Below are 23,762 nucleotides of genomic sequence, written 5' to 3'. Positions count from 1 at the left end.
TGCGAGCGTTCCGATGAACATGATCCTTCCCACCGCCTCGATCTCGGCAACGCCCAACGGCACGACGCGGCCGCAGGTGCGCATCGTCATCGTCGGCCATGTCGATCACGGCAAGTCGACGCTGGTCGGGCGCCTGCTGCATGAGACCGGCAGCCTGCCGGACGGCAAGCTGGAAATGCTGAAGGCGGTGAGCGCGCGGCGCGGCATGCCGTTCGAGTGGTCGTTCCTGCTCGATGCGCTGCAGACCGAGCGCGACCAGGGCATCACCATCGACACCACCCAGATCCGCTTCCGCACCCGCTCGCGCGACGTCGTGCTGATCGACGCGCCGGGCCACGCAGAGTTCTTGCGCAACATGATCACCGGCGCCTCGCAGGCCGACGGTGCGGTGCTGATCATCGATGCGCTGGAAGGCGTGCGCGACCAGACCAGGCGGCACGGCTATCTCTTGCATCTGCTCGGCGTGAAGCAGGTCGCGGTCGTGGTCAACAAGATGGACCGCGTCGAGTTCAGCGCCGATCGCTTCAAGGAGATCAGCGACGAGATTTCCGCGCATCTGACCGGCCTCGGCGTGACGCCCACGGCGGTGATCCCGATCTCGGCGCGCGACGGCGACGGCGTTGCCGAGCGCACGGCACGGATCGACTGGTACCAGGGACCGACCGTGGTCGAGGCGCTCGATGCGCTCGAGCCGGCACGCCCGCTGGCCGAGCTGCCGCTGCGGCTGCCGGTGCAGGCTATCTACAAGTTCGACGACCGCCGCATCGTGGCCGGCCGCATTGAATCCGGCAGCCTGAAGGCCGGCGACGAGATCGTGATCATGCCGACCGGCAAGATCGCGCAGATCAAGACCGTCGAGAGCTGGCCGGTGACGCCGGTGGGCGCCCCGCAGGGCGCCGGGCGCTCGGTCGGCATCACGCTCGACCGCGAGCTGTTCCTCGAGCGCGGCGACATCATCGGGCATGCCGGGCAAAGCCCGCGCGACACCCGCCGCATCCGCGCCCGGATCTTCTGGCTGCACGACAAGCCGCTGACCAAGGGCGAGCAGATCCTGATCCGGCTCGGCACCAAGGAAAGCCGCGCCACCGTGGTCGCGATCGAGAAGGCGATCGATCCCGGCGCGCTGTCCAACGAAGAGAACACCGCGATCGCACGCAACCATGTCGGCGAGATCGACATCTCGCTGGCGCAGCCGGTTGCAACCGATCCCTACACCGACAATCCGCGCACCGGCCGCCTCGTGATCGAGGTCAACGGCCGGATCGCCGGCGGCGGTCTCGTGCTGTCGGTCGACGCCGGCCGGCCGGCGGTGCCGGTCGATATCGTGCCGGTGGAGTCCGCGTTGCGGCCGGACGAGCGCTCGGCGCGCTACCATCACAACGGCGCGGTGATCTGGCTGACCGGCCTGCCCGGCTCGGGCAAGTCGACCCTGGCGCGGGCGCTGGAGCGGCGCCTGTTCGGCAATGGCGGCTCGCCGATCCTGCTCGACGGCGACACGCTGCGTGCCGGGCTGAACGGCGATCTCGGCTTCTCGCCGCAGGACCGCGCCGAAAACATCCGCCGCCTCGCCGAAGTCGCTACCCATCTGGCGCGCAACGGCCATATCGCGATCGTCGCCGCGGTGTCGCCCGCGGCTGCCGACCGTGCGGTCGCACGTCGCATCGCCGACAGCGCGTTCCGCGAGATCTATGTCGCGACGCCGGCCGAGGTCTGCGAGACCCGCGATCCCAAGGGCCATTACGCCAAGGCCCGCTCCGGCGGATTGCCGTCCTTCACCGGCATCACCAATGACTACCAGCCGCCGACCGGCAATGAACTGACCATCGACACCTCGAACCGCTCGGTCAGCGATGCCACCGACGAGATCGAGCGGATGCTGGCCACGACCGGCATCCTGTTCGACGAACTGACCGACCTCGCGGCGAATATCTAGGCGGCATGGCCTCCTCCTCTGGGGGGCCTTCTCAGAGCCGTGGCTTTAGGGCTAAAAGGGCCGTGAACGCGGCTCTTTGGCGCGTTTTTTGCTGATTTCTCTCGAAAACAGCCCCTAAACGCCCCGTTTCTTTGAGAAAGCCCATCATGACTCGTGTCGATGCCCATGGATTGAAGATCGCCCCTGTCCTGTTCGATTTCATCGCCAAGGAGGCGACGCCGAAAACCGGGATCGCCCCGGATGCGTTCTGGGCCGGACTTGCCGCCATCATCCAGAAGCTCGGACCGAAGAACCGCGAGCTGCTCGCGGTCCGCGACGCGCTGCAGGCCAAGATCGACGACTGGCATCGCGTCAACAAGGGCAAGGCGTTCGACATCAACGCCTACACCGCGTTCCTCAAGGACATCGGCTACCTGCTGCCCGAGCCCGCGACCCACAAGGTCGAGACCGCAAATGTCGACGAGGAAATCGGCAAGATCTGCGGCCCGCAGCTGGTGGTGCCGCTCACCAACGCCCGCTACGCGCTGAACGCCGCCAACGCGCGCTGGGGTTCGCTGTACGACGCGTTCTACGGCACCGACGCGATCCCGCACGATCCGAGCGAGGCTGGCCGCGGTTACAACAAGGCCCGCGGCGACAAGGTGATCGCGAAGGCGAAGGCGTTCCTCGACGCCGCCGTGCCGCTTGCGACCGGAAGCCACACCGACGTGACCTCCTACGCCGTGATCGCGGGCCAGCTCTCGGTCAAGCTGAAGAGCGGCAACTCGACCGCGCTGAAGAACGCCGCCCAGTTCGCCGGCTATCAGGGCGACGCCGCCCAGCCTTCCGCGATCCTGCTCGTCAACAACGGCATGCATGTCGAGGTCAAGATCGACCGCAACAACGTGATCGGCAAGGATGACCCGGCCGGCGTCGCCGACATGACCCTGGAATCGGCGGTCTCCACCATTCTCGACATGGAAGACTCGGTCGCCGCCGTCGACGCCGAGGACAAGGTTCTGGTCTATCGCAACACGCTCGGCCTGATGAACGGCACGCTGTCGGCCGATTTCGAGAAGGGCGGCAAGACGCTGACCCGCTCGCTCAATGCCGACCGCGTCTACAGGAAGCCCGACGGCAGCGAGCTGAAGCTGCACGGCCGCAGCCTGCTGTTGATGCGCAATGTCGGCCACCACATGTTCACCGACGCCGTGCTCGACGCCAAGGGTGAGGAAATCCCGGAAGGCATCCTGGATGCCGCGGTCGCCGGCCTGCTCGCGATCCACGACCTCAAGGGCAATTCCAAGGTCAAGAACAGCCGCACCGGCTCGGCCTATATCGTCAAGCCGAAGATGCATGGCCCCGACGAGGTGACGCTGACCTGCGACCTGTTCGCCGAGGTCGAGAAGATGCTCGGCCTGCCGGAGAACACGCTGAAGGTCGGCATCATGGACGAGGAGCGCCGCACCACGGTCAACCTCAAGGCCTGCATCCAGCGCGCCTCCAAGCGCATCATGTTCATCAACACCGGCTTCCTCGACCGTACCGGCGACGAGATCCACACCTCGATGGAAGCGGGTCCGATGATCCGCAAGAACGACATGAAGGCGCAGCCATGGATCAAGGCCTATGAGGACTGGAACGTCGACAACGGCCTGATCGACGGCCTGCCCGGCCATGCCCAGATCGGCAAGGGCATGTGGGCCGCGCCCGACAAGATGGCCGACATGCTGGCGCAGAAGATCGGCCATCCGCAGGCCGGTGCCACCACCGCCTGGGTGCCGTCGCCGACCGCGGCCACGCTGCACGCGCTGCATTATCACCAGGTCAACGTGATCGCCCGGCAGCAGGATCTCGCCAAGGGCGGGCCGCGCGCAAAGCTGTCCGACATCCTCACCATTCCGGTGTCGCAGTCGAACTGGGCGCCCGACGACGTGAAGCAGGAGATCGACAACAACTGCCAGGGCATCCTGGGCTACGTCGTGCGCTGGATCGACCAGGGCGTCGGCTGCTCCAAGGTGCCCGACATCCACGATGTCGGCCTGATGGAAGACCGCGCCACGCTCCGCATCTCGAGCCAGCACCTCGCGAACTGGCTGCACCAGGGCGTCATCACCAGGGATCAGGTGATGGAATCGCTGAAGCGCATGGCTGTCGTCGTCGACAAGCAGAACGCCGGCGATTCACTCTACAAGCCGATGGCGCCTTCATTTGGTGGCGTTGCCTTCAAGGCGGCTTGCGACCTGATCTTCGAAGGCCGCACGCAGCCGAACGGCTACACCGAATACATCCTCACCGCGCGCCGCCGCGAGGCCAAGGCCGCGGGCTGATCCGCGAGCGATCGCAACGACTAAGCAAAGCCCCGGTGCGAGCCGGGGCTTTTTTGTTGGCGCCGCGAGCCTGCCGTCGCAGGGGCGCACTGCCAAATTATCGAAAACAACCCCATGCAAAGGTGCCGGCGGCGGCCTGCGGACACGGCAACTTGACTCGTCGGGCAAATCAGCGGCATTATTCCATTATTCCGAAATCGTGCCGACGCCCTCGCCGTGTCATCACCCGCGCATGCATGCGCGGGGGGCGACACCGAGAAGCTGTTTGACAACTTGAATCGCGTCCCACCGTCATCGTCGTCCCTGCGAAAGCAGGGACCCATAACCACGAATGGTAGTTGTTGGATAGCGCCGGAACGACGCATCCCGTTCACAATAAAAGCCGCGGAGTATGGGTCCCTGCTTTCGCAGGGACGACGATGAGGATGGTTCCGCTTCGCTCCTCGCAATGACGGATCTAAAACACTGCCAGATACTTCAGCAGCGAGACGATGCCGATGATGATGACGACGGCGCGGGCGATCTGCTTGGCGCGGCCGTCGAGCGGCAGCATGTTGATGAGATAAAGAACGAGAATAACGACAAGGAAGGTGACGAGTACGCCGACGAGCATGCGGAGCCCCCTGATGGCATCGGTGAATGTGCTGTTCGCCCTTTGCTAACGTGCAGGAGGCAGGCCGGTTCCGCGCCAGGAACCGAAAGCGACCGCCCGCGTGCGATCGACGCTACTCGCGTGCCAGCACCGCCGGCCGGCCATATTTGGCGCGGATGCGATCCGGCGCCGGCGTGAAGTTGAGCTGCGCGCCGCGCCGGTCCGGACGGCCCACCGACATCAGCCCGTCCTTGCCGGCAACGATGTCGCCCTTGCGCAAGGTCGGATCGTCCTCGATTTTCACCGCGGCGAGGCCGACCGAGTCCTTGCCGTTGCAGGTGCAGCCCGAGACCAGCTCGTCGCGATAGCGGAACGCGTTCGGCAACTCGGAATACGGCTTGCCGTCTTCCGTCGCGGCGTTGTCGATATTGCCGCCATAGACCACTTCGGTCGCGCTCGCCGGACAGAAGCTGTTGCAGCTTTCCGCCTTGCTCTGGTTGCCGGTCGCCGCAAGCGGGAAATAGCGGCCGTCGCAGGTCCGCACGCAATAGGCCTGGCCGACGTCATAGCGCGGACGGCGCTCGATCCGCGGCGCCATCGGCGCCGGGCCGTCGTCGAACGGCATCCGGATCACCGGCGGGCGGCCATGCATGAAGCCGCCGAACAGTTGCGAGAAGAAATCCTGAGCTTGCGCTGCGGGCGCAAGGGACAGGCCGAGCAATGCCGCCGTCCCAAACGCGCAGCGTCTCACGTGCCGTTTCACCATTACCGACCTCGGTACAATCCCGATCCCTGGAGCCCCCCGTTCCGATTGAATCGGAACGGGGCTCTCGATTCTTGTTCTGACGCGTTTTCTTCACGCGAACGGGTATCCACTTCGCTCGAAGACGCTCTAGTGTCCCGAATCCGAAGTTCGCATCATTTGCCGCACCTTCGGAGCGAACTTCGGATTCGATAAGGACACTAGGAAACTTATGATTCTAGTGTGCTTTATGAATGCGAAGTTCGTGAAAGCGGCTGCCGCGAAATCGCACGAACTTCGCATTCAGCACACTAGTACAACGAGGAAGCCGTCGGGATGTTCATTGCCTGACGCCCGGAAGGCAGCGTCATCGCCGCTGGGCGCGGCCGCGCCGCGGCCGGCCGGACCGAGATCTGCGTCGTGGTCGAGCCGATCTCGCGCGCGGCGAGGTGCGGCGCGTTCTTCGGCAGCACCACGACCCTGGTACCGACATCGACCCGGCTGAACAGGTCGGAAACGTCTTCATTGGTCAGGCGGATGCAGCCGGACGAGACGAACTTGCCGATCGTCGAGGGATCGTTGGTGCCGTGGATGCGGTATTCGCTGGACCCGAGATACATCGCGCGCGCACCGAGCGGGTTGCCCGGGCCACCGGCCATGAAGCGCGGCAGATAGGGCTGGCGCCTGATCATCTCGGCCGGCGGATGCCAGTCCGGCCATTCCGCCTTGCGGCTGATGCTCTGCACGCCGGCCCAGGTGAAGCCTTCGCGGCCGACGCCGACGCCATAGCGGATCGCCCGGCCGCCGCCGAGCACGTAATAAAGTGCGGTGTTGCCGGTATCGATGATAATGGTGCCGGGTGCCTCAGTCGTGTTGAGCGCGACGGTGGTCCGGCGCAGCCGCTCTGGCAGCGCGCCGTCCTCACCGGCCCCACTCGAAGGGTCGTTCATCACCTCATCGGCGGGAAATGCGCCCGGTTGCGTCGACGCATAGCCAAGCGCAGAAGAGCGGACCTGGGCGCTGGCCGACGTGCTGACGACAAGCGGCGTCACCAACAGGACGCTGCCGATGGCGAGAGTGCGGGCAAGGGTGCGCGCGGCGCGCGACGCAAGCCGGCGGCTGGAAACAGGCTGCTGTGTCATGTGCTGCCCCTGGACGGGATGCGCATCGTGGTGATGCGATGCCGGGCCAACGCGCAGGGCCGCGAGTCAGTTCCGCCGCGAATCGTCGCGAGGTCGCGATTGTCAACCCGTCACGTCTCACGAAGCCGCGATGGAACTTTCTCCGCGGCGATCAGTTGTCATCGCGCAATTCGGCGCGCGGGGCGACCACGCGACGGGTTTGTTCGTCCTCACGCGGGAGGAGTTCGGTGCGCGCCTTTCCGAGTGAAGACCTGCTTGGCAATGCGCCCGAAGGCACGCCCGTCCCCGACAGCAAGATCGAACTGCCGCCGGTTGTCAGCCGCGCCGAGGCCGTCGCCTTCGCATTGATCGCCCTGCTGGTCATTGTCGTTGTGGCGGTGCTCTATCTCGCACGCGCCTTCTTCCTCCCGATCACCATGGCTTTCATCGTCGGCACCATGCTGTCGCCGGCGGCGAGCATGCTTGAACGCTATCGGATCCCGCGCGCGCTCGGCGCGGTCGTCATCGTGATCGCGGTCGGCGCCGCCGTCAGCTTCATGGTCGGGCTGATCGCCTCGCCGGTGATGGAGTGGAGCTCGCGGCTGCCCGAACTCGGCGCGATCCTGAGGGAGAAACTGCATGTGTTCGACCGGCCGCTCGCGCTGTGGCAGGAATTGCAGACCATGGTCGGCGGCTCCGATACGCTGGCCACGCTCCAGCTGCCGAAATTCGAGTGGGTGCAGCCGACGCTGGAATTCCTGTCGCCGACCTTCGCCGAATTCCTGCTGTTCATCGCGACCCTGATCCTTTTCATCGCAAGCTGGAAGGATCTGCGCCGCGCACTGGTGATGGCCTTCAGCGAACGCACGGCGCGGCTGCGTACGCTGCGCATCCTCAACGAGGTCGAGACCCATCTCGGCAATTATCTGCTGACGGTGACCATGATCAATGTCGGCGTCGGCATCGTCACCGGCGCGATCTGCGCGATGACGGGCATGCCAACCCCGGCCGGGCTCGGTGCGCTCGCCGCGACGCTGAACTTCGTTCCGATCATCGGTCCGGTCGCGATGTTCGTCGTGCTGGTCGTGGTCGGCATCATCGCCTCGCCGACCATCGGCGCCGGGCTGATCGCGCCGGCATGTTTTGCGGTCGTGACCTTCCTGGAAGGACATTTCGTGACGCCGACGATCGTCGGACGGAGGCTGTCGCTGAATGCGCTCGCGGTCTTTCTGGCGCTGGCGTTCTGGACCTGGCTGTGGGGTCCGATGGGCGCCTTCCTGTCGTCGCCGCTCTTGATCGTGGCGCTGATCGTCAAGGAGCATTTGATGCCGGTCAATTCGCCGCAGCTGCCGGAAGACTAGCCCCGGTTTCGCATCGGGAACCATGCACCGCGCGGCGCGTTTTTGTTCCAGCACGCAAGTTCTCCGGGAGCCTTCGATGTCGAGCACGGACAGCGCATTTGGGATCAAGAACATGACGGACAAAGCGACCTACGAACGCCTCGAAAAGGATGTCACCGCCGTGAAAAACGATATCGCCGCCCTCACCGAACAGATCACCGACGCGCTGAACTCGTTTGCCAACAACGCGGGCAAGCAGGCCCGCCGCCGCTACAAGGATGCGCGCGCCAGTGCGGAAGATACACTCGACGACATGTCGGAGCGCGGCAGCGCGATGATGGGCGCGGCGCAGGATGCCGCATCCTCGATCGAGGAATCGCTGGAAGATATGATCACGCAGCGGCCGCTGGCGACGGTCGGCCTTGCACTCGGTCTCGGCTTTCTGATCGGCGTCACCTGGCGCCGCTAGGCAGTCTGCGGTCTCCGGGGAATGAGCCCCATGGTGGCGATCATGCGAAAACCACCGTTCTGGATGCGATGGCGGCGCTGGCGCGCCGCCGCCGCGTTTGTCGATGCACTCTTCAGGGCAAGATTCAAGGCAAGAATCAGGGCAAGATTCAGGGCAGGGCTGGTCGATGCTTCAGCGGCTGATCAATGACGTCAAGGACTCCACCGGCAACGCGCTGCGGCTGACGTCGCTGGCCGCGGCCACGGCGATCGCGCTGTTCATCACCATCGCCTTTCTGTGCGCGGCGGCCTTCGTCTACGTGCTGCAGCACTACGGGCCGGTGGAAGCGTGCCTCGCCGGCGCCGCGCTGTTTCTTGTCGTCACATTGATCGCCACCAGCGTCTACATGGTGCGCAAGCGCGAGATGCGCCGCCGCGCCGAGAAGGCGGCAAAGGCCGCCGCGGCCAATGTGTTCGCCGATCCGGTGGTGGTCGCCACCGGCCTGCAGATCGTGCGGGCCATCGGCGTGAAGCGGCTGATCCCGCTCCTGGCGGTCGGCGGCCTCGCGCTCGGCCTGATGGCAAGCCGCAGCGCTGCCAGCAGCAGCGAGGCGGACGAGGAGGAATAGCCTGCGTTGCCCGGTAAGGTGCAAACCGCAACCAACGATGTCATCGCCCGGCTTGACCGGGCGATCCAGTATTCCAGAGACGATTGTGATTGAGCCGATGGGCCGCGGCGTACTGGATCGCCCGGTCAAGCCGGGCGATGATATTAGACCGACTGTGCGCCCTGCTCAGGTCACGCAGCGGCCGGGCTGCAGCAGCTTGGCCACTTCGGTCAGCACGCTGACCACCGGCTCGCAGGCCACCTTGCGGGTGTCGCCGGGCCGTGCCCGAGCCGGCACTGCGGGGCGATGGCGCGCCTCTTCCTTGGCCACGGGGACGCGGACCAGCACCGACGTATCGGGAAGCCGCTCGACCTTCAGCGCAACGGTCCGGCTCGGCAGGCCGGTGACTGGAACCGTGGCACGGTCGGTCTTGGCGGCGCGATTGACGGCGCTCTCCGGCGCCAGTGCAGTGGTGACCTGCTGGCCGCCGATGAGATCGTGGCCCGATGCCAGCTGGACGGCGCCAAGCGTCAGCCCAGCCGCCAGCGCAGCGAAAATTCCCATCTGAATCTTTGACATGGTGATGTCCCTCGCCCCATGGAAATTCGCTCGACGATCCCTTGGCGATCCCGGACACAACGCGAACGAAACCCGCGGGGTTCTCGCGTCCGGCCATCACTTAACCGTGTACGAAAATATTTTCGCTTGCGCGGAACGACTCAGGGGGTCTGCGAGTCATTGGAAGAGCCGGTTATTCCCCCTGCCCCATTGACCGGCGACGTAGGGCGCGACCGTGGTGATGCCGGTCGCGCCCTGCTCTTTTTCTGGTGTGCCGCGAACGATGCGTCAGCCGGCCTGTCGCTCACCGGTCGCAATCGAAAACCTGAAACCAAAGGCCCGGTCCTCCCACGCGCGAGAGGACCGTCCGCGTCAGGCATTGTCGTTGGCTGGCATATCCTGGGATCGAACAACCGTCACTTCACGGCATGACGGGCAACGACCGACGTGAAACTTGATTCCGGTTGTCTGGTCGTCGACGAGCATCAATTCGCTCAAGGGCTCACCGCATTTGCAGGTGACCGTTTTCTGATCGGCAAAGTACATCTGACGTCCTCCATAAGCCTGGAGATTTCTCGTCTTCGGGGCGAGCTCGCTTGCGCCGTGCTCGCCCCCTCGCTTCCGCTCCTTCTCGTTCGGTCAGATCCGGCCATCCGGATGGTTGGTGTGGCTCCTGGCGCTTATTTCGAAGCGGATTGCGCCTTCCTTGACTCCGCGGCTTCGCGCGCCTGCCGCTCGGCCTTGAGGCGCTGGAAGTTGTCGTAGAACGCCTTCTCGTTGGCGCGATGCTCCTTCATCGCCTGCGATGCGTCTTGCTGGCGCTGCGCATCACGGTCCTTGCGCTGCTGGGGAGTAAGATTCATACGACCTCCGACTAAGCTCTTGAATCAACGCTGGATTCAACGCGCGAGGCCGGAAAAGGTTGCACCTTGGAAGGGAACTGGGTCTATTTGCGCAGGCTCGCCCAGACGCCGCCGAGGATCAAAAGACCGCCAACCAGATGGATCAGCTTCGGCGGTTCGCCGAGGATGATCCAGGACAGGAAGGCGCTCGCGATCGGCGCGACGTAGAGCACCAGCGAGCTCCGCACCGAGCCGAACCGCGCGCCGAGCCAGGCGAAGCCCGCATAGGCGATCAGGCCGGGCACGAGGCCGGCGAAGACATAGGCCTCGAACGCCCGGGTGTTGAACACCTCCGCCGGGGTGGCCCACATCTCCTGGAGCGCCGGCGGCAGCGAGCACAGCGCGCCCGCCGCCGAGAACAGGCTGACCCGCGCCAGCAGCGAGGCGCGCGGCGCGACGCGCGACTGCAGCAGCGTGTAGCCGGACCAGCCGAGCATCGCGCAGACCACCAGGAGATCGCCCCAGGCCGCGCTCGATTGCGTCAGCGTTTCCAGATGACCGCCCGAGACGATCAAGAGCGCGCCGCCGAGCGCCAGCGCCGTACCAAGCCATTGCAGCGGACCGATATGTTCGATGCCGAGCGCCGCCGAGATCAGCAGCACCATGATCGGCGACAACGCGAAGATCAGCGCGATGTGGATCGCCGTGGTCGTGATGCCGGCGATGTAGACCGGGGCGCCGCACAGGAACATGCCGAGGAAGCCGGCGGCGAGGATCGGCCAGAGGTTCTGCGCCAGCGGGATCTTGCCGTCGCGGATCGCCGCGATCGCAAACGGCGCGAGGCCGATGGCGATGATGCTCCAGCGGAAGAAGGCCAGCGAAAACGGCGGTACCGAGCCGGCAAGCCCGCGCGCCAGAACCTGGTTGGAGGCCTGCCCGACCGCGACCAGGATGAAGCCGGTCAGCGCGACCGCGTCCTCCCAGCCTTTGGCGGGGCGGCTGACCTGCGCCTGCGCTTTCGGCGGCTCCGCATCCATGACACCGCCCCCTCAGCCGGCGCGCGATCGGCTCACACGTCCGCTACTGCTCGGCCGCCTCGCGCTCCATGTCGCGGCCGGCGAGATCCTCGCCCTGCATGTTGGCGTATTCGCGCGCCATCTCGCGCATCAGGAATTTGGCGGGGACGTCGTGATAGCTGCCGTGGTCGTTGACATACTGCATGTAGGCGCGCCCTTCGCCGTCGAAGGGATGCAGCAGCGCGTCGGCGTGGCCGTCGAAATCGAGCGGCTTGACGCCGAGCTTGGCGCACAGCGTGTCGTTGAAGGTCGGGGTCGCCTTGCGCCAGGCGCCATCGACGAACACGTCGGTGAAGCCGTGCCAGGTGAACAGGTCCGAGCCCATGCTCTGGCGCAGCTTCTCGGTGGTGAGATGGTTGCGCACATCGGCGAAGCCGACGCGCGCCGGGATGCCGTGGACCCGGCAGGCCGCGGCATAGAGCGCCGCCTTGCCGACGCAGTAGCCGTTGCCGGCGGCGAGCACGCTCGAGGCCCGGTAGCTCTCGGGCGAGCGCATGCTGACATAGGGGTTGTAGCGGATGCCGTCGCGCACCGCGGTGTAGAGCCGGCGCGCCTTGTCGCGCACGCTGGCGTCAGACGGAACGGCGGCGCGGGCGAACGCCTCGACGGCGGGATGGTCGCTGTCGACATATTCGCCTGGGTCGGTGTAGAGGCGGCTGATCGTATCGGGGAGCTGCTCGGTCATGGCATAAGCTTAGCAAGCCATCTGCGCAGTTCAATGCAGCACGTGCGGCCCTTCCGGCAGCCCTGTCCCGCCGAAGCCCCGCTCCAATTAGATCGAAACGGGGCTCTGGATTATAGTTTGACGCGTTTCCTTCACGTGAACCGGTGCCCACTTCGCTCGAAAACGCTCTAGTTCTCGAAGTGTTCATCCAACCGCGGTGACGGGTAGCCGCGCCGCTTCGCCTTGAAGTATTGGCGTGCGAAATGGATGCCGATCCCGATCAGGAACGGCGGCGCAAGCGCGGCGGCGATCATGAGCGCGGTGATCGACTTCGGCGTCAGGATGTCCAGCACCATCGACGCCAGCAGCCACAGCGTGGCAGCAATCACCGCGACGTCGACGTGCTTCATTCCCCGGTCTCTCCCTTGGTTCCTGGCTACCATCCGGGTTCCATCCTACCGGCTGGCCCCGGACGCGCCAAGGATTCCGGGCGGCAGACGATACCTCCGGCCCTTCACTTTTTTGGAACGGCGCTTGTTTGGAACGGCGCCTGCGCGCGCCACGTTTATCCAGATCAGACCTTGATCAACCGAGTTCGGAGGCCGCGATGGGCAACTCCAGTGACATCCACAGCGGCGTCGACCGTCCCGCCAGCCGGAACGGCGTCAACGATCCCGTCGGCGGGGTCGATGTGAAGCGAACCTTCAACGACAACCAGACGCCGCACGAACGCGCGCAATGGGCCGCCGATGTGCGTGCCGACGCCACGCCGAAGCGCGGCGAGCCGTTCCTGCCCGAGGCGCTGCGGCGGCGCCCGACGTCGCCGATCAATCCACGCACCGGCCGCCGTGCGACTGATTAGCGCCTAGCGAGACTGGTATATCCATTCGTCAATTTCGCCCCGTCATCCTGAGAGCCTGACCGAAAATGAAATCGAGTCATTTCAACATCTTGCGGCGGGCATCATCGGAACAGAAACCTCGGATCGCTGTTGCGAAAGCGCTTAATTCGTAGAGGATTCCGATCGGGAGGAATCTATTACCTCCTAAGAGCCCGGCACCGCGTCCCTTGGTTTTCAAAGACTTATTTTGAGTCAGACTCTGAGGTGCGAGCGAAGCGAGTCTCGAAGGATGTACGGCCACTAGCCTGGCCGTGCATCCTTCGAGACGCGCGTTCCGCGCTCCTCAGGATGACGGAAAAGCGACCGCTTATCTGACCATCAAGTCGTGAACGCCCGCACCAGCAGCAGGCCGCCGAACAGCGCGAGAATCGAGAGCACGACGGAGGCTGCGATATAGGTGCCGGCCGCCCACAGCTCGCCGCGCTGCATCAATACGATCGCATCGAGCGAGAAGGTCGAGAACGTGGTGAAGCCGCCGCAAATGCCGACGGTGAGGAACACCCGCATCGCCTGGCTGGCATTCCAGCTCAGCGCGAACGACTCCGCGAACACGCCGATCAGGAACGAACCCACGATATTGATCACCAGCGTGCCCCAGGGAAATTCCGCGCCGACCAGGCGCCCCGCGCCGATCGCCACCAGATAGCGCGCGACCGATCCCAGCGAACCGCCGATCGCGACCGCCGCCAACAACTGAACGTTCAATGCTTCACCTTTCCGGCTCGCCATTCGACGAAGCCCGCCAGCACCCCAAACACGAAGGCCGCAGCGACCAGCTCGCCCGGCGCGTCGACCAGCAAGGCGACGACACCGACGAGCCAGATCGACCCGACCAGCGACAACGCGATTGAGAGTGAACCAGGAAGACCCGTCATGCGCTGTCCCTTCTCATTCGCGGGACACGGCGGGTCAGCGGTGGCGCATGCTCCTACCGACGCTGTCGCGCCCGGTAGGAGTCATCAGCCTTGCGGCGGTTATCGGGGGACTCCATCCCCATCAACATGGCGATGGTAGGCGAGCGGAGCGGCAGGAGCAAGTGGCCGTTCCGCCGTTTCGCTTCTCGGCTTAGCCGGTCGTCGACAGCATCGCGTTCAATTCGACGGCTGTCCGGAGCTGATCGATGCGCGCGACAATCTGCTCGCGTTCGACACCACGCGGCAATTGAGCGAGCAGGCCTTCAAGTCGCACACGATGTTCCTCGAGGCGCTGCTCGAATGTATGGGGTTCAGATCGCTTCCGCTTTTGAATCGTCCTCTGCATTATCGACCTTTGGCGGTTGAAGACCGGGGCTGTTGGCCCAGCGGTCCAGTTGCTCAATGACTTTCGCGTGGCTCGGGCGCCGCGGTTTCGGGGCTTCCGGCTCGTCGGACAGCTTGCGGGGAAGCTTGACTTGGTTGGCCATAGCATCTCTCCAGCGACTTCGACATAACGAGACGGGCAGCCGGATCGTTCCCAAATTTTTTTATCTAAGTTATTGATTTCATTTGTTAATAATACTCAATTGGCATTTTTGTCTCAACCGGTGGAACCTCACGCGAGTTTGGCGGTTTAGCAAATTACTCAACAAGCTAAGTCTGGGTGTTTTGCGATGAATGAGCTTCGCGCTGAACGGCTTCAGGTCATGCTGTCGCCAGAGGAGTTGGCAGCCCTCGACGATTTCCGGTTCAAGCACCGCATGCCGACCCGCGCTGCGGCGGTCCGCGAGCTGCTCAAGCTCGGTCTGGCCGGCATTGGCACCGACGGGGCGGCAGGAGTGAAATCGAGCGATTATGGGGTGTTTGACCGGGGGCCGGATGGGCACACCCAGAGCGACGCGCCGCAGGAGGAATGACGGCGCGTTGGCAGCATGGTGACGATCAACCGGCGGCGAACAGGTCCACAATCGCCTTCAGGATGCACACCACGAGGGCCGACGTGAACATCGCCGTGCCGAGATCTGCGAGATAAAGCAGTTGCGCCCTCTGCTCAGCATCAAGCCGCGCGATCGCTTTGCGCATGGCCAAGCTCCCTTTTCGGGAGAACGCAATGCGCCGATGTCCGTTCCCTCCTTTGCGTCAAGCCCGCTGCAGCGCCAGCGTCACGCCGCCGAGCGTCAGTGCCATGGCGCCGATCTCGCGCAGCCCCAGTGGCTCACCGAGAATGATCGCGGCCGACACCACGCCGATGACCGGCACCAGCAGCATGCCCGTTGACGCCGATGTCGGCGGCAGGCGGCGCAGCGTCTCGAACCAGGTGAGATAGCAGATGCCCATCGGCATCAGCGTCATGTAGGCAAAGCAACCGAGGCCGAGCGGCGTGATCGCGGCATAGTTCGGATGCTCGAAGAGAATGCCGAGCAGGAGCATCACGAGACAGCCGATGCCGACCTGCCAGGCCACCACTGCGAGCGGCGGCATCGGCAGCGGCTTGCGATTCAGCACGTTGCCGAGCGCGAACAGGATGGCGCAGGCGAGCGCCAGCGCGATCCCGGAGAGCTTGTCGGCGCTGAACGCAAAGCCATTGCCGCCGAGCAGGAGCGCAACGCCGGCGACGCCGAGCACCAGCGCCGCAAGATCCCGCAGCGTCGGGCGGCTGTGCAGCACCGGCCATGCGAACAGCATCGCCCAGATCGGCATCGTGTAGGCGAGTAGCGCGCCCTCGCCGACCGTGACGAATTTCATCGCGATGGTGCCAAAGCCCATCCAGGCGAAGACATTGGTGAAGGAAGCGAACAGCAGCCGCGGGATCGCCTCGCGCGGCACCGCGAGCGACTGCCCGCGGGCCAGCGCCAGCGTGCCCAGGATCACCGCCGCGCAGGTGCCGGCAAGCCCACGGGCGAACAGCGGCGGCCATTGCTGCAGCAGCAGCTTCATCAGCGGCCAGTTCAGGGCCCAGCCGAACGCCGTCACCACCAGGCAGAGAAAGCCCACCGTTCTATCGCGCTGCGTCGTATCCATGGGCCGCGCTTAGCAGGCGAAGGCACGGGATTCCACATCGCTTGGCGTATGAGGGGCGCGTCGCATATGCAGGGACGCGTGGCACGCGCGAATAACCGGGCGTCGACCTTCGGACACCGCGCCGTCAGGCGAAGGTGCCGATCGTGATCCGCGGCCAGCCGTCGCTTTTCCGCGCGGCGGCAAGCCTGGCCGTCCAGGCATCGATCAGGCTTGCGATGAGCAGGCGGCCGGTGCCGCGCATGTCGGGCAGTTTCATGGTCGGCGTGCCGAGCGTCAGCGCGACCACGCCGTGGGTCGCCGCCAGCAGCGCGGTCGCGAGCCGCTGCGGCAGGCCGGGCGCCGGCTCGGCGCCATGTGCCGCCAGAAATTCCCGCACCGAGACCACGAACAATTCGTAGCTGCGGCGCGCGATCTCGGTCTCGCCGAAATAGACGCCGTCGGGAAAACGGCGGTCCTCGATCGTACCGGACATCGAGAACAGCGAGCGGAAGTGATCGGGATTGTCGGCCCAGTAATCGAGATAGGTTTCCATCACGCGCCGCAGCCGCAACTCGCTGTCGGCCGTCTCCGCGCGAACCCGCTCGAGGCGTTCGGCGACCGCCTCGAGGTTCTGCTGCTTCACCGCGAGCAGCAGCAACAGCTTGGTCGGGTAATATTTGAGGACGGTGCCCTTCGAGTAGCCGATCGCGTCGGCGATCTTCTGGATCGATACGGTCTCCAGCGTGCCGGCGGCGAACTCCTTGCGCGCGGTTTCCAGGATCAGCGCCTTCAGCGCCTCCTTGTCGGCCTCCTGGCGCGCCCTGCGCTGAAAGCGCCGTGCGCCTTTGGCTCGCTCCACGATCGACATCCCCATCTGCCTCGCGCCTCCATGCCGCGCACCCGCCCCGATGGCAACCCCGCCCTTGCAATATGCAAGTTAATTGACTATGGTCAATTAACTTGACAAGACGGAAGGATCCGATGAGCACCGATGCGAGCCCCCTTGCGACCCCCCTTGCAGGCGAAATTGTCCGCAGCGATTTCGATCCGTTCAGCGCGGCGACGCGGGCCGATCCCTACGGCACCTATGCGGAGCTGCGTGCCGCGGCGCCGGTCATCCGCCTGACCAGATATGACATCTGGACGGTGCCGCGCTTTGCCGAGGTCAAGACGATCTTCGGAGACCATGTCAATTTCAGTAACGCCGGCGGCGCGGGGCTTGCGAACCACTTCAAGGAAAAGCCGTGGCGGCCGCCAAGCATCGTGCTGGAAGCCGATCCGCCGCTGCACACGCGAACCCGTGCGGTGCTGGCGCGGATCCTCTCGCCCGGCGCGATGCGGCGGCTTGCCGATGACTTCAAGGCGACGGCGACGCGGCTGATCGACGGGCTGGTCGAACGCGGATCGTTTGACGCCATCAGGGACATCGCCGAGGTGTTTCCGGTCAGCGTGTTTCCCGACACGCTCGGCATCGACCAGGAGGGCCGCGAGAACTTCCTGACCTATGGCGCGATGGTGTTCGCCGGCTTCGGGCCCGAGAACGACTATTTCCGCAACCTGATGAAAGAGGCGCCGCGCGTGCTGCCCTGGGTCGCGGCGCGCTGCCAGCGCGAGGCGCTGCGCCCGGGCAGTTTTGGCGCGCAGGTCTATGAGGCGGCCGACGCTGGGGAGATCAGCGCGGAGGAAGCGCCATTGCTGGTGCGTTCGCTGCTCTCGGCCGGGCTCGACACCACGATCAGCGCGATCGGCATGGCGCTGTACACGCTTGCGCGCCATCCCGAGCAGTGGTCGCTGCTTGCAGCCGATCCGTCGTTGTCGCGCGCGGCATTCGACGAGACCCTGCGCTTCGATTCACCGGCGCCGTTCGTGTTCCGCACCACGCCGCATGACACCGAGATTGCAGGCGTCAGGATCGGCAAGCACGAGAAGGTGCTGCTGCTGCTCGCCTCCGCCAACCGCGACGAGACGCGCTGGGAGCATGCCGACCAATTCGACGTCAGACGGCGGCTGTCCGGACACATGGGCTTCGGCGTCGGCATCCACGGCTGTGTCGGGCAGATGGTGGCGCGGCTGGAAGCCGAGGCCGTGATCACAGCGCTCGCCAGCCGCGTCAAGCAGTTCGAGATTGCAGGCCCCACGGCCTTCCGCGACAGCTCGGGCCTGCGGGCGCTCAGCACAATGCCGGTCCTCGTGACGCCGAAGTAACGTCACGATCGAAGGCTCGCTCAAAAAAAGCCGGCGTACCTTTCGGCACGCCGGCCTGGATTTTTGCCGCTTGCGTAAATTCAGCTCATGCCGATGCCGCGCGCGGCGTGCGGTTGCGCGAGTTGCGCTGGAAGAACAGCGCCTGGCTCGCCACTGCCGACACCATCGCCGGCTGGAACGGCTTTGAGATCAGGAATGCCGGCTCCGGCCGCTCGCCGGTCAGGAAGCGCTCGGGATAGGCGGTGATGAACACCACCGGCACCTCGAAGGTCCGCAGCAACTCGTTCACGGCATCGAGGCCCGACGAGCCGTCGGCGAGCTGGATGTCGGCGAGGATCAGGCCCGGCTTCTTGTTCTTGGCGAGCGCCACCGCATCCGAATGCGTGCGCGCAACGCCGATGACGTTGTGGCCGAGATTCTTCACCAGGCTCTCGAGGTCCATGGCGATGAAGGTCTCGTCCTCAATGATCAGGACGTCGGTGGCGATCTCGGCGGCCATCTCGCGGCCGGCGGCATCGGTCAGCTTGCGCGTCTCGGCGATATCGGTGCCGAGAATGTAGCCGACCTCCTCCTCCGAAAAGCCCTCCAGCGACAGCAGCAGGAAGGCCTGGCGCGGCAGCGGCGTGATGTTGGACAGCCGCCGCTCCGGCGGCAGCGACAGCGTCGCCACGTCGGCATTGTCGTTGTTGTTCACCGACACCGAATTCCAGATCTGGGTGAACAGCCGAAACAGGCCGGCGCGCGGCCCGTGGGTCTGGTCCAGCAACGATCCATCCTGCAACAGGGCCTCGAGCATGGCCCCGACATAGGCGTCCCCCGACGCCTGATTTCCGGTCAGTGCGCGAGCGTAACGGCGCAACAGCGGAAGGTGTTCGGCAACGATCTGCGATCGGGACATTCCCACTCCATCCTTGTTCGTGAGGCCTGGTGGCCTGAAACCCGTTGTCTGGGGGCGCCAGAATCCAGTTCTGGGGCGCCCCCGGTTCCCCTGCATGCCCGACTACGCGCGAAAGCCGAAAAAGTTCCACGAAATAGTTCCAGCATTCCGGAACTTTCTGCGCAACTTTGCATTAGCTCCAGACCGACGAGGCAACGCGGCCAGCCTCTTTTTTCGAGGAAACGACTTGGAAATCAGAGACTTAACTCCCGGGGAAGCGTGGATCACATCATGAAGGAAGTAAAGAAGCAGGGCGGTCTCAACGCCGAGATTCAATCGAGAATCGGCCACCAGCTTCGCGCCATGTACGATGACGTGGTGCGACAGGGCGTACCCGACCGCTTTGCGGAGCTGATCCGCAAACTCGACGGGCCGGAGGCAGCGGCGGCGGCCGTCGCCGGGGGCGATACCGACAAGAACAATGGAGGGGACTAATGCCTCTCACGAATGAACTTCGCGACGATATCCTTGCGTCGGTCCCGAGCCTGCGCGCGTTCGCGATCTCGCTGTCCGGTAATGGTGACCGCGCCGACGATCTGGTGCAGGAGACCCTGCTGCGCGCGATCGCCAACATCGACTCGTTTCAGCCCGGCTCGAACCTCCCCGCGTGGCTGTTCACCATCCTGCGCAACCTGTTTCGCTCCGACTACCGGAAGCGGCGGCGCGAGGTGGAGGATGCCGAGGGCAACTACGCCAAGACGCTGAAGAGCCAGCCTTCGCAGGCGGCGCATCTGGAGTTCGAGGAATTCCGCGCCGCGCTCGAAAAGCTGCCGCAGGACCAGCGCGAGGCGCTGATTTTGGTCGGCGCGTCCGGCTTCTCCTACGAGGATGCCGCGGCGATCTGCGGCTGCGCGGTCGGCACCATCAAGAGCCGCGTCAACCGCGCACGATCGAAGCTCTCCGCGCTGCTCTATGTCGACAGCGCCGAGGATTTCGGCCCCGACAACACCGTGCGCGCCGTGATCGGCGGCAATGGCGGCTAAGCGCGACCACGGCGATAAATGAGAAAAGGCGGCCCGCGGGCCGCCTTTTTATATTGGCCTGCAAGGCCGGGTGACGCTCAGCGCGCCATCAGCTGGCCATCGCCGTCTTGACGGAGGCCGGCTTGAAGCCGTTTCTCAATTCGAGGATCTTGGCCGCAATTTCGGTCACCGGGACCGGGTGACTGAGCAGGAAGCCCTGCGCCTCGTTGCAGCCTTCGGCCCGCATATGATCCAGCTGCTCGACGGTCTCGATGCCCTCCGCGATCGTGGTCATGCCGAGGCTTCTGCCGAGGCTGATGACGGCGCGGACGATCGACTTCGATCCATGCGTCGCGGTCGCGTCGCGCACGAAGGATTTGTCGATCTTGAGCTTGTCGAACGGGAAGCTGCGCAGATAGCTCAGCGACGAATAGCCGGTGCCGAAATCATCCAGCGCGATGCGCAGCCCCTGCGCCTTCAGCTTGTGCAGCGTTGCAAGCGTCTCGTTGCTGTTCGCGAGGAACACGGACTCGGTGATTTCGAGCTCCAGCCGGCGCGGCGACAATTTTGACGCCGCGAGCGCGTTGACAACGACGTCGATGAAGTCGGCATCACGAAACTGGACCGCGGAGACGTTGACCGCGAGCTTCATCTCGCCGGGCCAGGTCGTCGCCTGCTCGCAGGCGCGATTGAGCACCCATTCTCCCAGCGGGCCGATCAGGCCGATCTCTTCCGCGATCGGGATGAACTGGTCCGGCGACACCAGCCCGCGCTTGGGGTGATGCCAGCGCAGCAGCGCCTCGAAGCCGCAGATGCGGTCGAGATGGAGATCGTAGAGCGGCTGGTAGAACAACGAGAACTCGTCCTTGGCCATCGCCTCGCGAAGGTCGAGCTCGATCGCCCGTCGCCGCTGCAGGCTGGCGTCCATCGCAGGCTCGAAGAAGCGCCAGGTGCCGCGGCCTTCCATCTTGGCGCGGTACAACGCGACGTCGGCGTTCTTCAGGAGCTTCTCGCCGGTGGTGCCGTCGCCCGGCGACATCGAGATGCCGACGCTGCATCCGACGACGACGCGATGCCCGTTCAGCTCGTAGGGCGCGCCCACGCATTCCACGATGCGGCGCGCGAGGCGTTCGGCCTCGTCTCCGCCCTGGACGCCACACTGGATGACCGCGAACTCGTCGCCGCCCAAACGCGCGACGGTGTCGACCTCACGGACGCAGGCGTTGAGCCGGTCCGCGACCGCGCACAGCAATTCGTCGCCGACCGGATGCCCGAGCGTGTCGTTGACCTGCTTGAAATTATCGAGATCGAGGCAGAACACCGCGAAGCCGAGCCCGCGGCCGACCTGCGCAACCGCCAGCTCGATCCGTTCGGCCAGCAACGTCCGGTTCGGCAGCTTGGTCAGCGCATCGTGCCGGGCCATGAACGCGATCTGCGATTCCGCCCGTTGCTGTTCGGTGACGTCCTCGCAGGTGACGAGCCAGCCGCCATCGGACGTCGGCCGTTGCGCGATCGCAATGATCCGTCCATCGCTGAGATGCTGCAGATAGTTGCCGTCGTGCTGGGCCATCGAGCGCTCGCGCTCCGCCAGCAGGTCGGCGACAGTCCGCTCGCCGTGATTGCCTGCGGCGATGCTCAGGTCGAGCACCTCCTCCATGGTCATTCCGGGAACGACAAGCTCCGGCGATATATCGAAGATTTCGCAGAACCTACGATTGGCGACCTGCAGCCGCGCCTCGCTGTTGTAGAGGCACAACCCTTGCGACATGTGCGTGAGCGCCGCGTCGAGCCGCAAATTGGTGGCGTGCAGCTCCGCCTTCTGCTGCTTCAGCGCGGAGATGTCGCTGTAGACGAGAACGACGCCGCCCTCCTGCGTCTCGCTGCGGCTGACGCGCAGCCAGCGTCCATCCGAAAGCTGCGCCTCACTCGCAAAGCCGCCGATGTCACCGTCGGCGGGCGCCAGCCTGGCGGCATCGAGCGGATGCGACTGCAGAAGCTGCGGCGAGAGACGGATGAATTCACTCGCGCGCGAGTTGGCCAGCGCGACCTGGCCGTCCGCGTCGAGCAGCACGACGCCCTCACGCGACGTTTCAAGCGCATCGGAAAGCCGTGCCTGCGCCGAGCGGCGTTGCGATACCTCTTGATTGACCATGCGCCGGATGTTGTCGCGCATCGTTTCCATGGCGGTCAGAAGCGTGCCAAGCTCGTCGGTACCGCCCTTGGGGATGGTCGCGTCGAGGTCGCCGCCGGCGATGCTTCGCGCGGCCCGCGATGCGATCGCGACCGGTCCGATGATGCGGCGCGCCAGCAGCCACGAAAACAGGGCCGACAGAAACAGCGCGACGGTCAGCCCGGCGACGTTGAGCTGCAGGTCCCGCTTGATCGTCGAGAGCGCCTTCTGCCGGAACAGAAAGCCATCGCCGGCCGTATAGTTGACCAGCAGCTCGACCTGCTGGCTGACGATCTTGGAGTAGCGATCGACATCGCCGACCGTCGCACCCGGTGCGCGCGGATCAGCCACCGCGCTTCCCTCTGTGGACGATCCGATCGCGCGTCGGTGCAGCGCCATCCAGGCGTCGGCGGCTTCCTGAACCTTTGCGGCGGCTTGCGCGGCGCGCGAGGATTGCGACCGATCGGCAGCAATAGCCAAATCTTCCGAGAGCGTCTTCGCGAGCTTTTCAATCTGGCCATCGAGATTGGCGCGGATCTCCGGATCCGTGGTCAGCAGGCGCTGCGACGAGGCGACCCGCATCGTGGCGAAATCCGCACCGGCCGCGCGGGCATAGTTGATCGACATCAGGGATTCGTCGAACGTCTTGGCCACCAGATCGCCGGCATGGCGGATGCCGAGGATGGAGTACCCGCCGAGGGCGACCGCAACGGCGCTCATCGCAAGGCAAAAAATCAGAATCTGGCTGCGGATCGAACCCTTGGTCAGGGCAAGACGCGAAAGGCGGCCGGTTGCGAACCGAAAGGCCGCACCGCTCTTTACCTTGAGGTTGCCAAATAGGCTGTCCATGCCCGCGTTTCGCCGTAGTGCTCGATACTCAAGCTACGCAGAAACGCGCAGCACTGCGGAAAATAACTGTCTGCTCAAAATTGCCTTAGTAGTGACTGGAACTCATGCTGAAATCGTTAAGATCAGCTGGCGATAATCACCCTTACAGGTAATCCGGGAGCCACGCTTGCAGCCCGGGATAGCCGATATTTGGTGTTCGAGGTTCAGCGGGGGTCTTATGCAGTCAGGCTTGTTGCGCGCCTTGCGCCTGGGCCAATTCGGTCGCGTGCCATTTGCGGCGGCGATCGTCACTGGAGCGCTTGCGGGAGCCGCTTTGGGCGCAGCCCCTTATGTCATTTCGCAGAAGGATCGTGAATTCAAACCCGCGCAGATCTCGATCAAGCGGGGTGAGGTTTTACGATTCGTTAACGATGACGGTGAACTGCTGCATCACGCTTATTTGAGCACCGATACGTTCAGTTTCGACTCGGGCGACCAGCAGCCGGGCAGCAAGTTCGACGTCACCTTCTCGGTGCCCGGCGACTACACGGTGCTGTGCGGTATTCATCCGAAGATGAAGCTCGCCGTCCACGTCGCCAAATAGCCGCCCAG

The 23,762-nt window shown here is 64.8% G+C and carries 29 protein-coding genes and 1 riboswitch; of the genes, 11 read left to right on the top strand and 18 right to left on the bottom strand.

Annotation, left to right across the window (positions count from 1 at the left end; all coding sequences use genetic code 11):
• Positions 1 to 13: 13 nt before the first annotated feature.
• Positions 14 to 1,933 carry an adenylyl-sulfate kinase gene (gene cysC / locus ACVWYP_RS09910; protein ID WP_304498491.1) on the top strand — a complete coding sequence of 640 codons (1,920 nt, stop codon included), beginning with the start codon at positions 14 to 16 and terminating at the stop codon, positions 1,931 to 1,933.
• A gap of 146 nt (positions 1,934 to 2,079) precedes the next feature.
• Complete coding sequence (locus ACVWYP_RS09905; protein WP_304498490.1) at positions 2,080 to 4,242, top strand: malate synthase G; 2,163 nt, start codon at positions 2,080 to 2,082, stop codon at positions 4,240 to 4,242.
• 457 nt (positions 4,243 to 4,699) lie between these two features.
• On the opposite strand, the gene ACVWYP_RS09900 is transcribed toward ACVWYP_RS09905, so the two are convergent.
• From ACVWYP_RS09900 to ACVWYP_RS09890, 3 genes are all read right to left on the bottom strand, one after another.
• Positions 4,700 to 4,855 (bottom strand): Thivi_2564 family membrane protein, encoded by a 156-nt coding sequence (locus ACVWYP_RS09900; RefSeq protein WP_016842974.1) that lies wholly within the window; start codon positions 4,853 to 4,855, stop codon positions 4,700 to 4,702.
• Positions 4,856 to 4,967: 112 nt separating this feature from the next.
• On the bottom strand, positions 4,968 to 5,600 hold the full coding sequence (locus ACVWYP_RS09895; protein ID WP_304498489.1) for a DUF2865 domain-containing protein: 633 nt from the start codon (positions 5,598 to 5,600) through the stop codon (positions 4,968 to 4,970).
• 287 nt (positions 5,601 to 5,887) lie between these two features.
• Complete coding sequence (locus ACVWYP_RS09890; RefSeq protein ID WP_304498488.1) at positions 5,888 to 6,718, bottom strand: L,D-transpeptidase; 831 nt, start codon at positions 6,716 to 6,718, stop codon at positions 5,888 to 5,890.
• A 227-nt stretch (positions 6,719 to 6,945) separates the two neighbouring features.
• Between ACVWYP_RS09890 and ACVWYP_RS09885 the strand changes: the two genes are divergently transcribed.
• From ACVWYP_RS09885 to ACVWYP_RS09875, 3 genes are all read left to right on the top strand, one after another.
• Positions 6,946 to 8,058, top strand: a complete 1,113-nt coding sequence (locus tag ACVWYP_RS09885; protein WP_028342252.1) for an AI-2E family transporter — start codon at positions 6,946 to 6,948, stop codon at positions 8,056 to 8,058.
• Between the two features lie 76 nt (positions 8,059 to 8,134).
• The gene (locus ACVWYP_RS09880; RefSeq protein ID WP_016842979.1) at positions 8,135 to 8,506 is read left to right on the top strand and encodes a DUF883 family protein; all 372 of its coding nucleotides are present in this window, start codon (positions 8,135 to 8,137) and stop codon (positions 8,504 to 8,506) included.
• A gap of 166 nt (positions 8,507 to 8,672) precedes the next feature.
• Complete coding sequence (locus ACVWYP_RS09875; RefSeq protein ID WP_304498487.1) at positions 8,673 to 9,113, top strand: hypothetical protein; 441 nt, start codon at positions 8,673 to 8,675, stop codon at positions 9,111 to 9,113.
• A 165-nt stretch (positions 9,114 to 9,278) separates the two neighbouring features.
• On the opposite strand, the gene ACVWYP_RS09870 is transcribed toward ACVWYP_RS09875, so the two are convergent.
• From ACVWYP_RS09870 to ACVWYP_RS09845, 6 genes are all read right to left on the bottom strand, one after another.
• Entirely contained in the window at positions 9,279 to 9,671 is a 393-nt protein-coding gene (locus ACVWYP_RS09870; RefSeq protein WP_028342254.1) for a hypothetical protein, read from the bottom strand.
• A 351-nt stretch (positions 9,672 to 10,022) separates the two neighbouring features.
• The gene (locus ACVWYP_RS09865) at positions 10,023 to 10,196 is read right to left on the bottom strand and encodes a hypothetical protein (RefSeq protein WP_196238193.1); all 174 of its coding nucleotides are present in this window, start codon (positions 10,194 to 10,196) and stop codon (positions 10,023 to 10,025) included.
• A 134-nt stretch (positions 10,197 to 10,330) separates the two neighbouring features.
• Positions 10,331 to 10,513 (bottom strand): hypothetical protein, encoded by a 183-nt coding sequence (locus ACVWYP_RS09860; RefSeq protein WP_016842983.1) that lies wholly within the window; start codon positions 10,511 to 10,513, stop codon positions 10,331 to 10,333.
• 83 nt (positions 10,514 to 10,596) lie between these two features.
• Positions 10,597 to 11,529, bottom strand: coding sequence for a DMT family transporter (locus tag ACVWYP_RS09855; RefSeq protein ID WP_304498486.1), 933 nt, complete (start codon positions 11,527 to 11,529; stop codon positions 10,597 to 10,599).
• 43 nt (positions 11,530 to 11,572) lie between these two features.
• The gene (locus ACVWYP_RS09850) at positions 11,573 to 12,253 is read right to left on the bottom strand and encodes a transglutaminase-like domain-containing protein (RefSeq protein ID WP_304498485.1); all 681 of its coding nucleotides are present in this window, start codon (positions 12,251 to 12,253) and stop codon (positions 11,573 to 11,575) included.
• 167 nt (positions 12,254 to 12,420) lie between these two features.
• Entirely contained in the window at positions 12,421 to 12,642 is a 222-nt protein-coding gene (locus ACVWYP_RS09845) for a hypothetical protein (RefSeq protein WP_304498484.1), read from the bottom strand.
• Positions 12,643 to 12,839: 197 nt separating this feature from the next.
• Here ACVWYP_RS09845 and ACVWYP_RS09840 point away from each other — a divergent pair, with 197 nt between their 5' ends.
• Positions 12,840 to 13,094 carry a hypothetical protein gene (locus tag ACVWYP_RS09840; RefSeq protein ID WP_304498483.1) on the top strand — a complete coding sequence of 85 codons (255 nt, stop codon included), beginning with the start codon at positions 12,840 to 12,842 and terminating at the stop codon, positions 13,092 to 13,094.
• Between the two features lie 357 nt (positions 13,095 to 13,451).
• On the opposite strand, the gene crcB is transcribed toward ACVWYP_RS09840, so the two are convergent.
• The 4 genes from crcB to ACVWYP_RS09820 all read right to left on the bottom strand — a co-directional run bounded on the left by crcB (position 13,452) and on the right by ACVWYP_RS09820 (position 14,535).
• On the bottom strand, positions 13,452 to 13,838 hold the full coding sequence (gene crcB, locus ACVWYP_RS09835) for a fluoride efflux transporter CrcB (RefSeq protein ID WP_304498482.1): 387 nt from the start codon (positions 13,836 to 13,838) through the stop codon (positions 13,452 to 13,454).
• Positions 13,835 to 14,008, bottom strand: a complete 174-nt coding sequence (locus ACVWYP_RS09830; protein ID WP_304498481.1) for a hypothetical protein — start codon at positions 14,006 to 14,008, stop codon at positions 13,835 to 13,837. Before ACVWYP_RS09830 ends, crcB begins: the two co-directional genes overlap by 4 nt.
• A 68-nt stretch (positions 14,009 to 14,076) precedes the next feature.
• Positions 14,077 to 14,137: riboswitch (Fluoride riboswitch) on the bottom strand.
• Between the two features lie 61 nt (positions 14,138 to 14,198).
• Positions 14,199 to 14,321: a hypothetical protein gene (locus ACVWYP_RS09825; protein WP_304498480.1), complete on the bottom strand. Its 123-nt coding sequence runs from the start codon at positions 14,319 to 14,321 to the stop codon at positions 14,199 to 14,201.
• A 37-nt stretch (positions 14,322 to 14,358) separates the two neighbouring features.
• A complete protein-coding gene (locus ACVWYP_RS09820; protein ID WP_196238195.1) occupies positions 14,359 to 14,535 on the bottom strand; it encodes a hypothetical protein in 177 nt (58 codons plus the stop codon).
• A 186-nt stretch (positions 14,536 to 14,721) separates the two neighbouring features.
• Here ACVWYP_RS09820 and ACVWYP_RS09815 point away from each other — a divergent pair, with 186 nt between their 5' ends.
• Complete coding sequence (locus ACVWYP_RS09815) at positions 14,722 to 14,964, top strand: hypothetical protein (protein WP_304498479.1); 243 nt, start codon at positions 14,722 to 14,724, stop codon at positions 14,962 to 14,964.
• Positions 14,965 to 14,989: 25 nt separating this feature from the next.
• On the opposite strand, the gene ACVWYP_RS09810 is transcribed toward ACVWYP_RS09815, so the two are convergent.
• From ACVWYP_RS09810 to ACVWYP_RS09800, 3 genes are all read right to left on the bottom strand, one after another.
• The gene (locus ACVWYP_RS09810) at positions 14,990 to 15,130 is read right to left on the bottom strand and encodes a hypothetical protein (RefSeq protein WP_155258615.1); all 141 of its coding nucleotides are present in this window, start codon (positions 15,128 to 15,130) and stop codon (positions 14,990 to 14,992) included.
• A 57-nt stretch (positions 15,131 to 15,187) separates the two neighbouring features.
• On the bottom strand, positions 15,188 to 16,069 hold the full coding sequence (locus tag ACVWYP_RS09805; RefSeq protein ID WP_304498478.1) for a DMT family transporter: 882 nt from the start codon (positions 16,067 to 16,069) through the stop codon (positions 15,188 to 15,190).
• 124 nt (positions 16,070 to 16,193) lie between these two features.
• Positions 16,194 to 16,916 (bottom strand): TetR/AcrR family transcriptional regulator, encoded by a 723-nt coding sequence (locus ACVWYP_RS09800; protein ID WP_304500211.1) that lies wholly within the window; start codon positions 16,914 to 16,916, stop codon positions 16,194 to 16,196.
• A 113-nt stretch (positions 16,917 to 17,029) separates the two neighbouring features.
• Here ACVWYP_RS09800 and ACVWYP_RS09795 point away from each other — a divergent pair, with 113 nt between their 5' ends.
• Positions 17,030 to 18,253 carry a cytochrome P450 gene (locus ACVWYP_RS09795; RefSeq protein WP_304498477.1) on the top strand — a complete coding sequence of 408 codons (1,224 nt, stop codon included), beginning with the start codon at positions 17,030 to 17,032 and terminating at the stop codon, positions 18,251 to 18,253.
• An 85-nt stretch (positions 18,254 to 18,338) separates the two neighbouring features.
• Here ACVWYP_RS09795 and ACVWYP_RS09790 read toward each other — a convergent pair whose 3' ends face one another.
• Entirely contained in the window at positions 18,339 to 19,151 is an 813-nt protein-coding gene (locus tag ACVWYP_RS09790; RefSeq protein ID WP_016847263.1) for a response regulator, read from the bottom strand.
• Positions 19,152 to 19,421: 270 nt separating this feature from the next.
• Between ACVWYP_RS09790 and ACVWYP_RS09785 the strand changes: the two genes are divergently transcribed.
• The gene (locus ACVWYP_RS09785) at positions 19,422 to 19,625 is read left to right on the top strand and encodes a NepR family anti-sigma factor (RefSeq protein WP_018269610.1); all 204 of its coding nucleotides are present in this window, start codon (positions 19,422 to 19,424) and stop codon (positions 19,623 to 19,625) included.
• Entirely contained in the window at positions 19,625 to 20,173 is a 549-nt protein-coding gene (locus tag ACVWYP_RS09780) for a sigma-70 family RNA polymerase sigma factor (protein ID WP_016847265.1), read from the top strand. The genes ACVWYP_RS09785 and ACVWYP_RS09780 overlap by 1 nt, the downstream gene beginning before the upstream one ends.
• An 88-nt stretch (positions 20,174 to 20,261) precedes the next feature.
• On the opposite strand, the gene ACVWYP_RS09775 is transcribed toward ACVWYP_RS09780, so the two are convergent.
• Complete coding sequence (locus tag ACVWYP_RS09775; protein ID WP_304498476.1) at positions 20,262 to 23,171, bottom strand: EAL domain-containing protein; 2,910 nt, start codon at positions 23,169 to 23,171, stop codon at positions 20,262 to 20,264.
• A 217-nt stretch (positions 23,172 to 23,388) separates the two neighbouring features.
• Here ACVWYP_RS09775 and ACVWYP_RS09770 point away from each other — a divergent pair, with 217 nt between their 5' ends.
• Complete coding sequence (locus tag ACVWYP_RS09770) at positions 23,389 to 23,754, top strand: methylamine utilization protein (protein ID WP_304498475.1); 366 nt, start codon at positions 23,389 to 23,391, stop codon at positions 23,752 to 23,754.
• The last annotated feature ends 8 nt before the right edge of the window (positions 23,755 to 23,762 follow it).

It is taken from the genome of Bradyrhizobium sp. USDA 3262, assembly GCF_054060035.1.
This window is presented reverse-complemented; position numbering and strand designations above follow the sequence as displayed.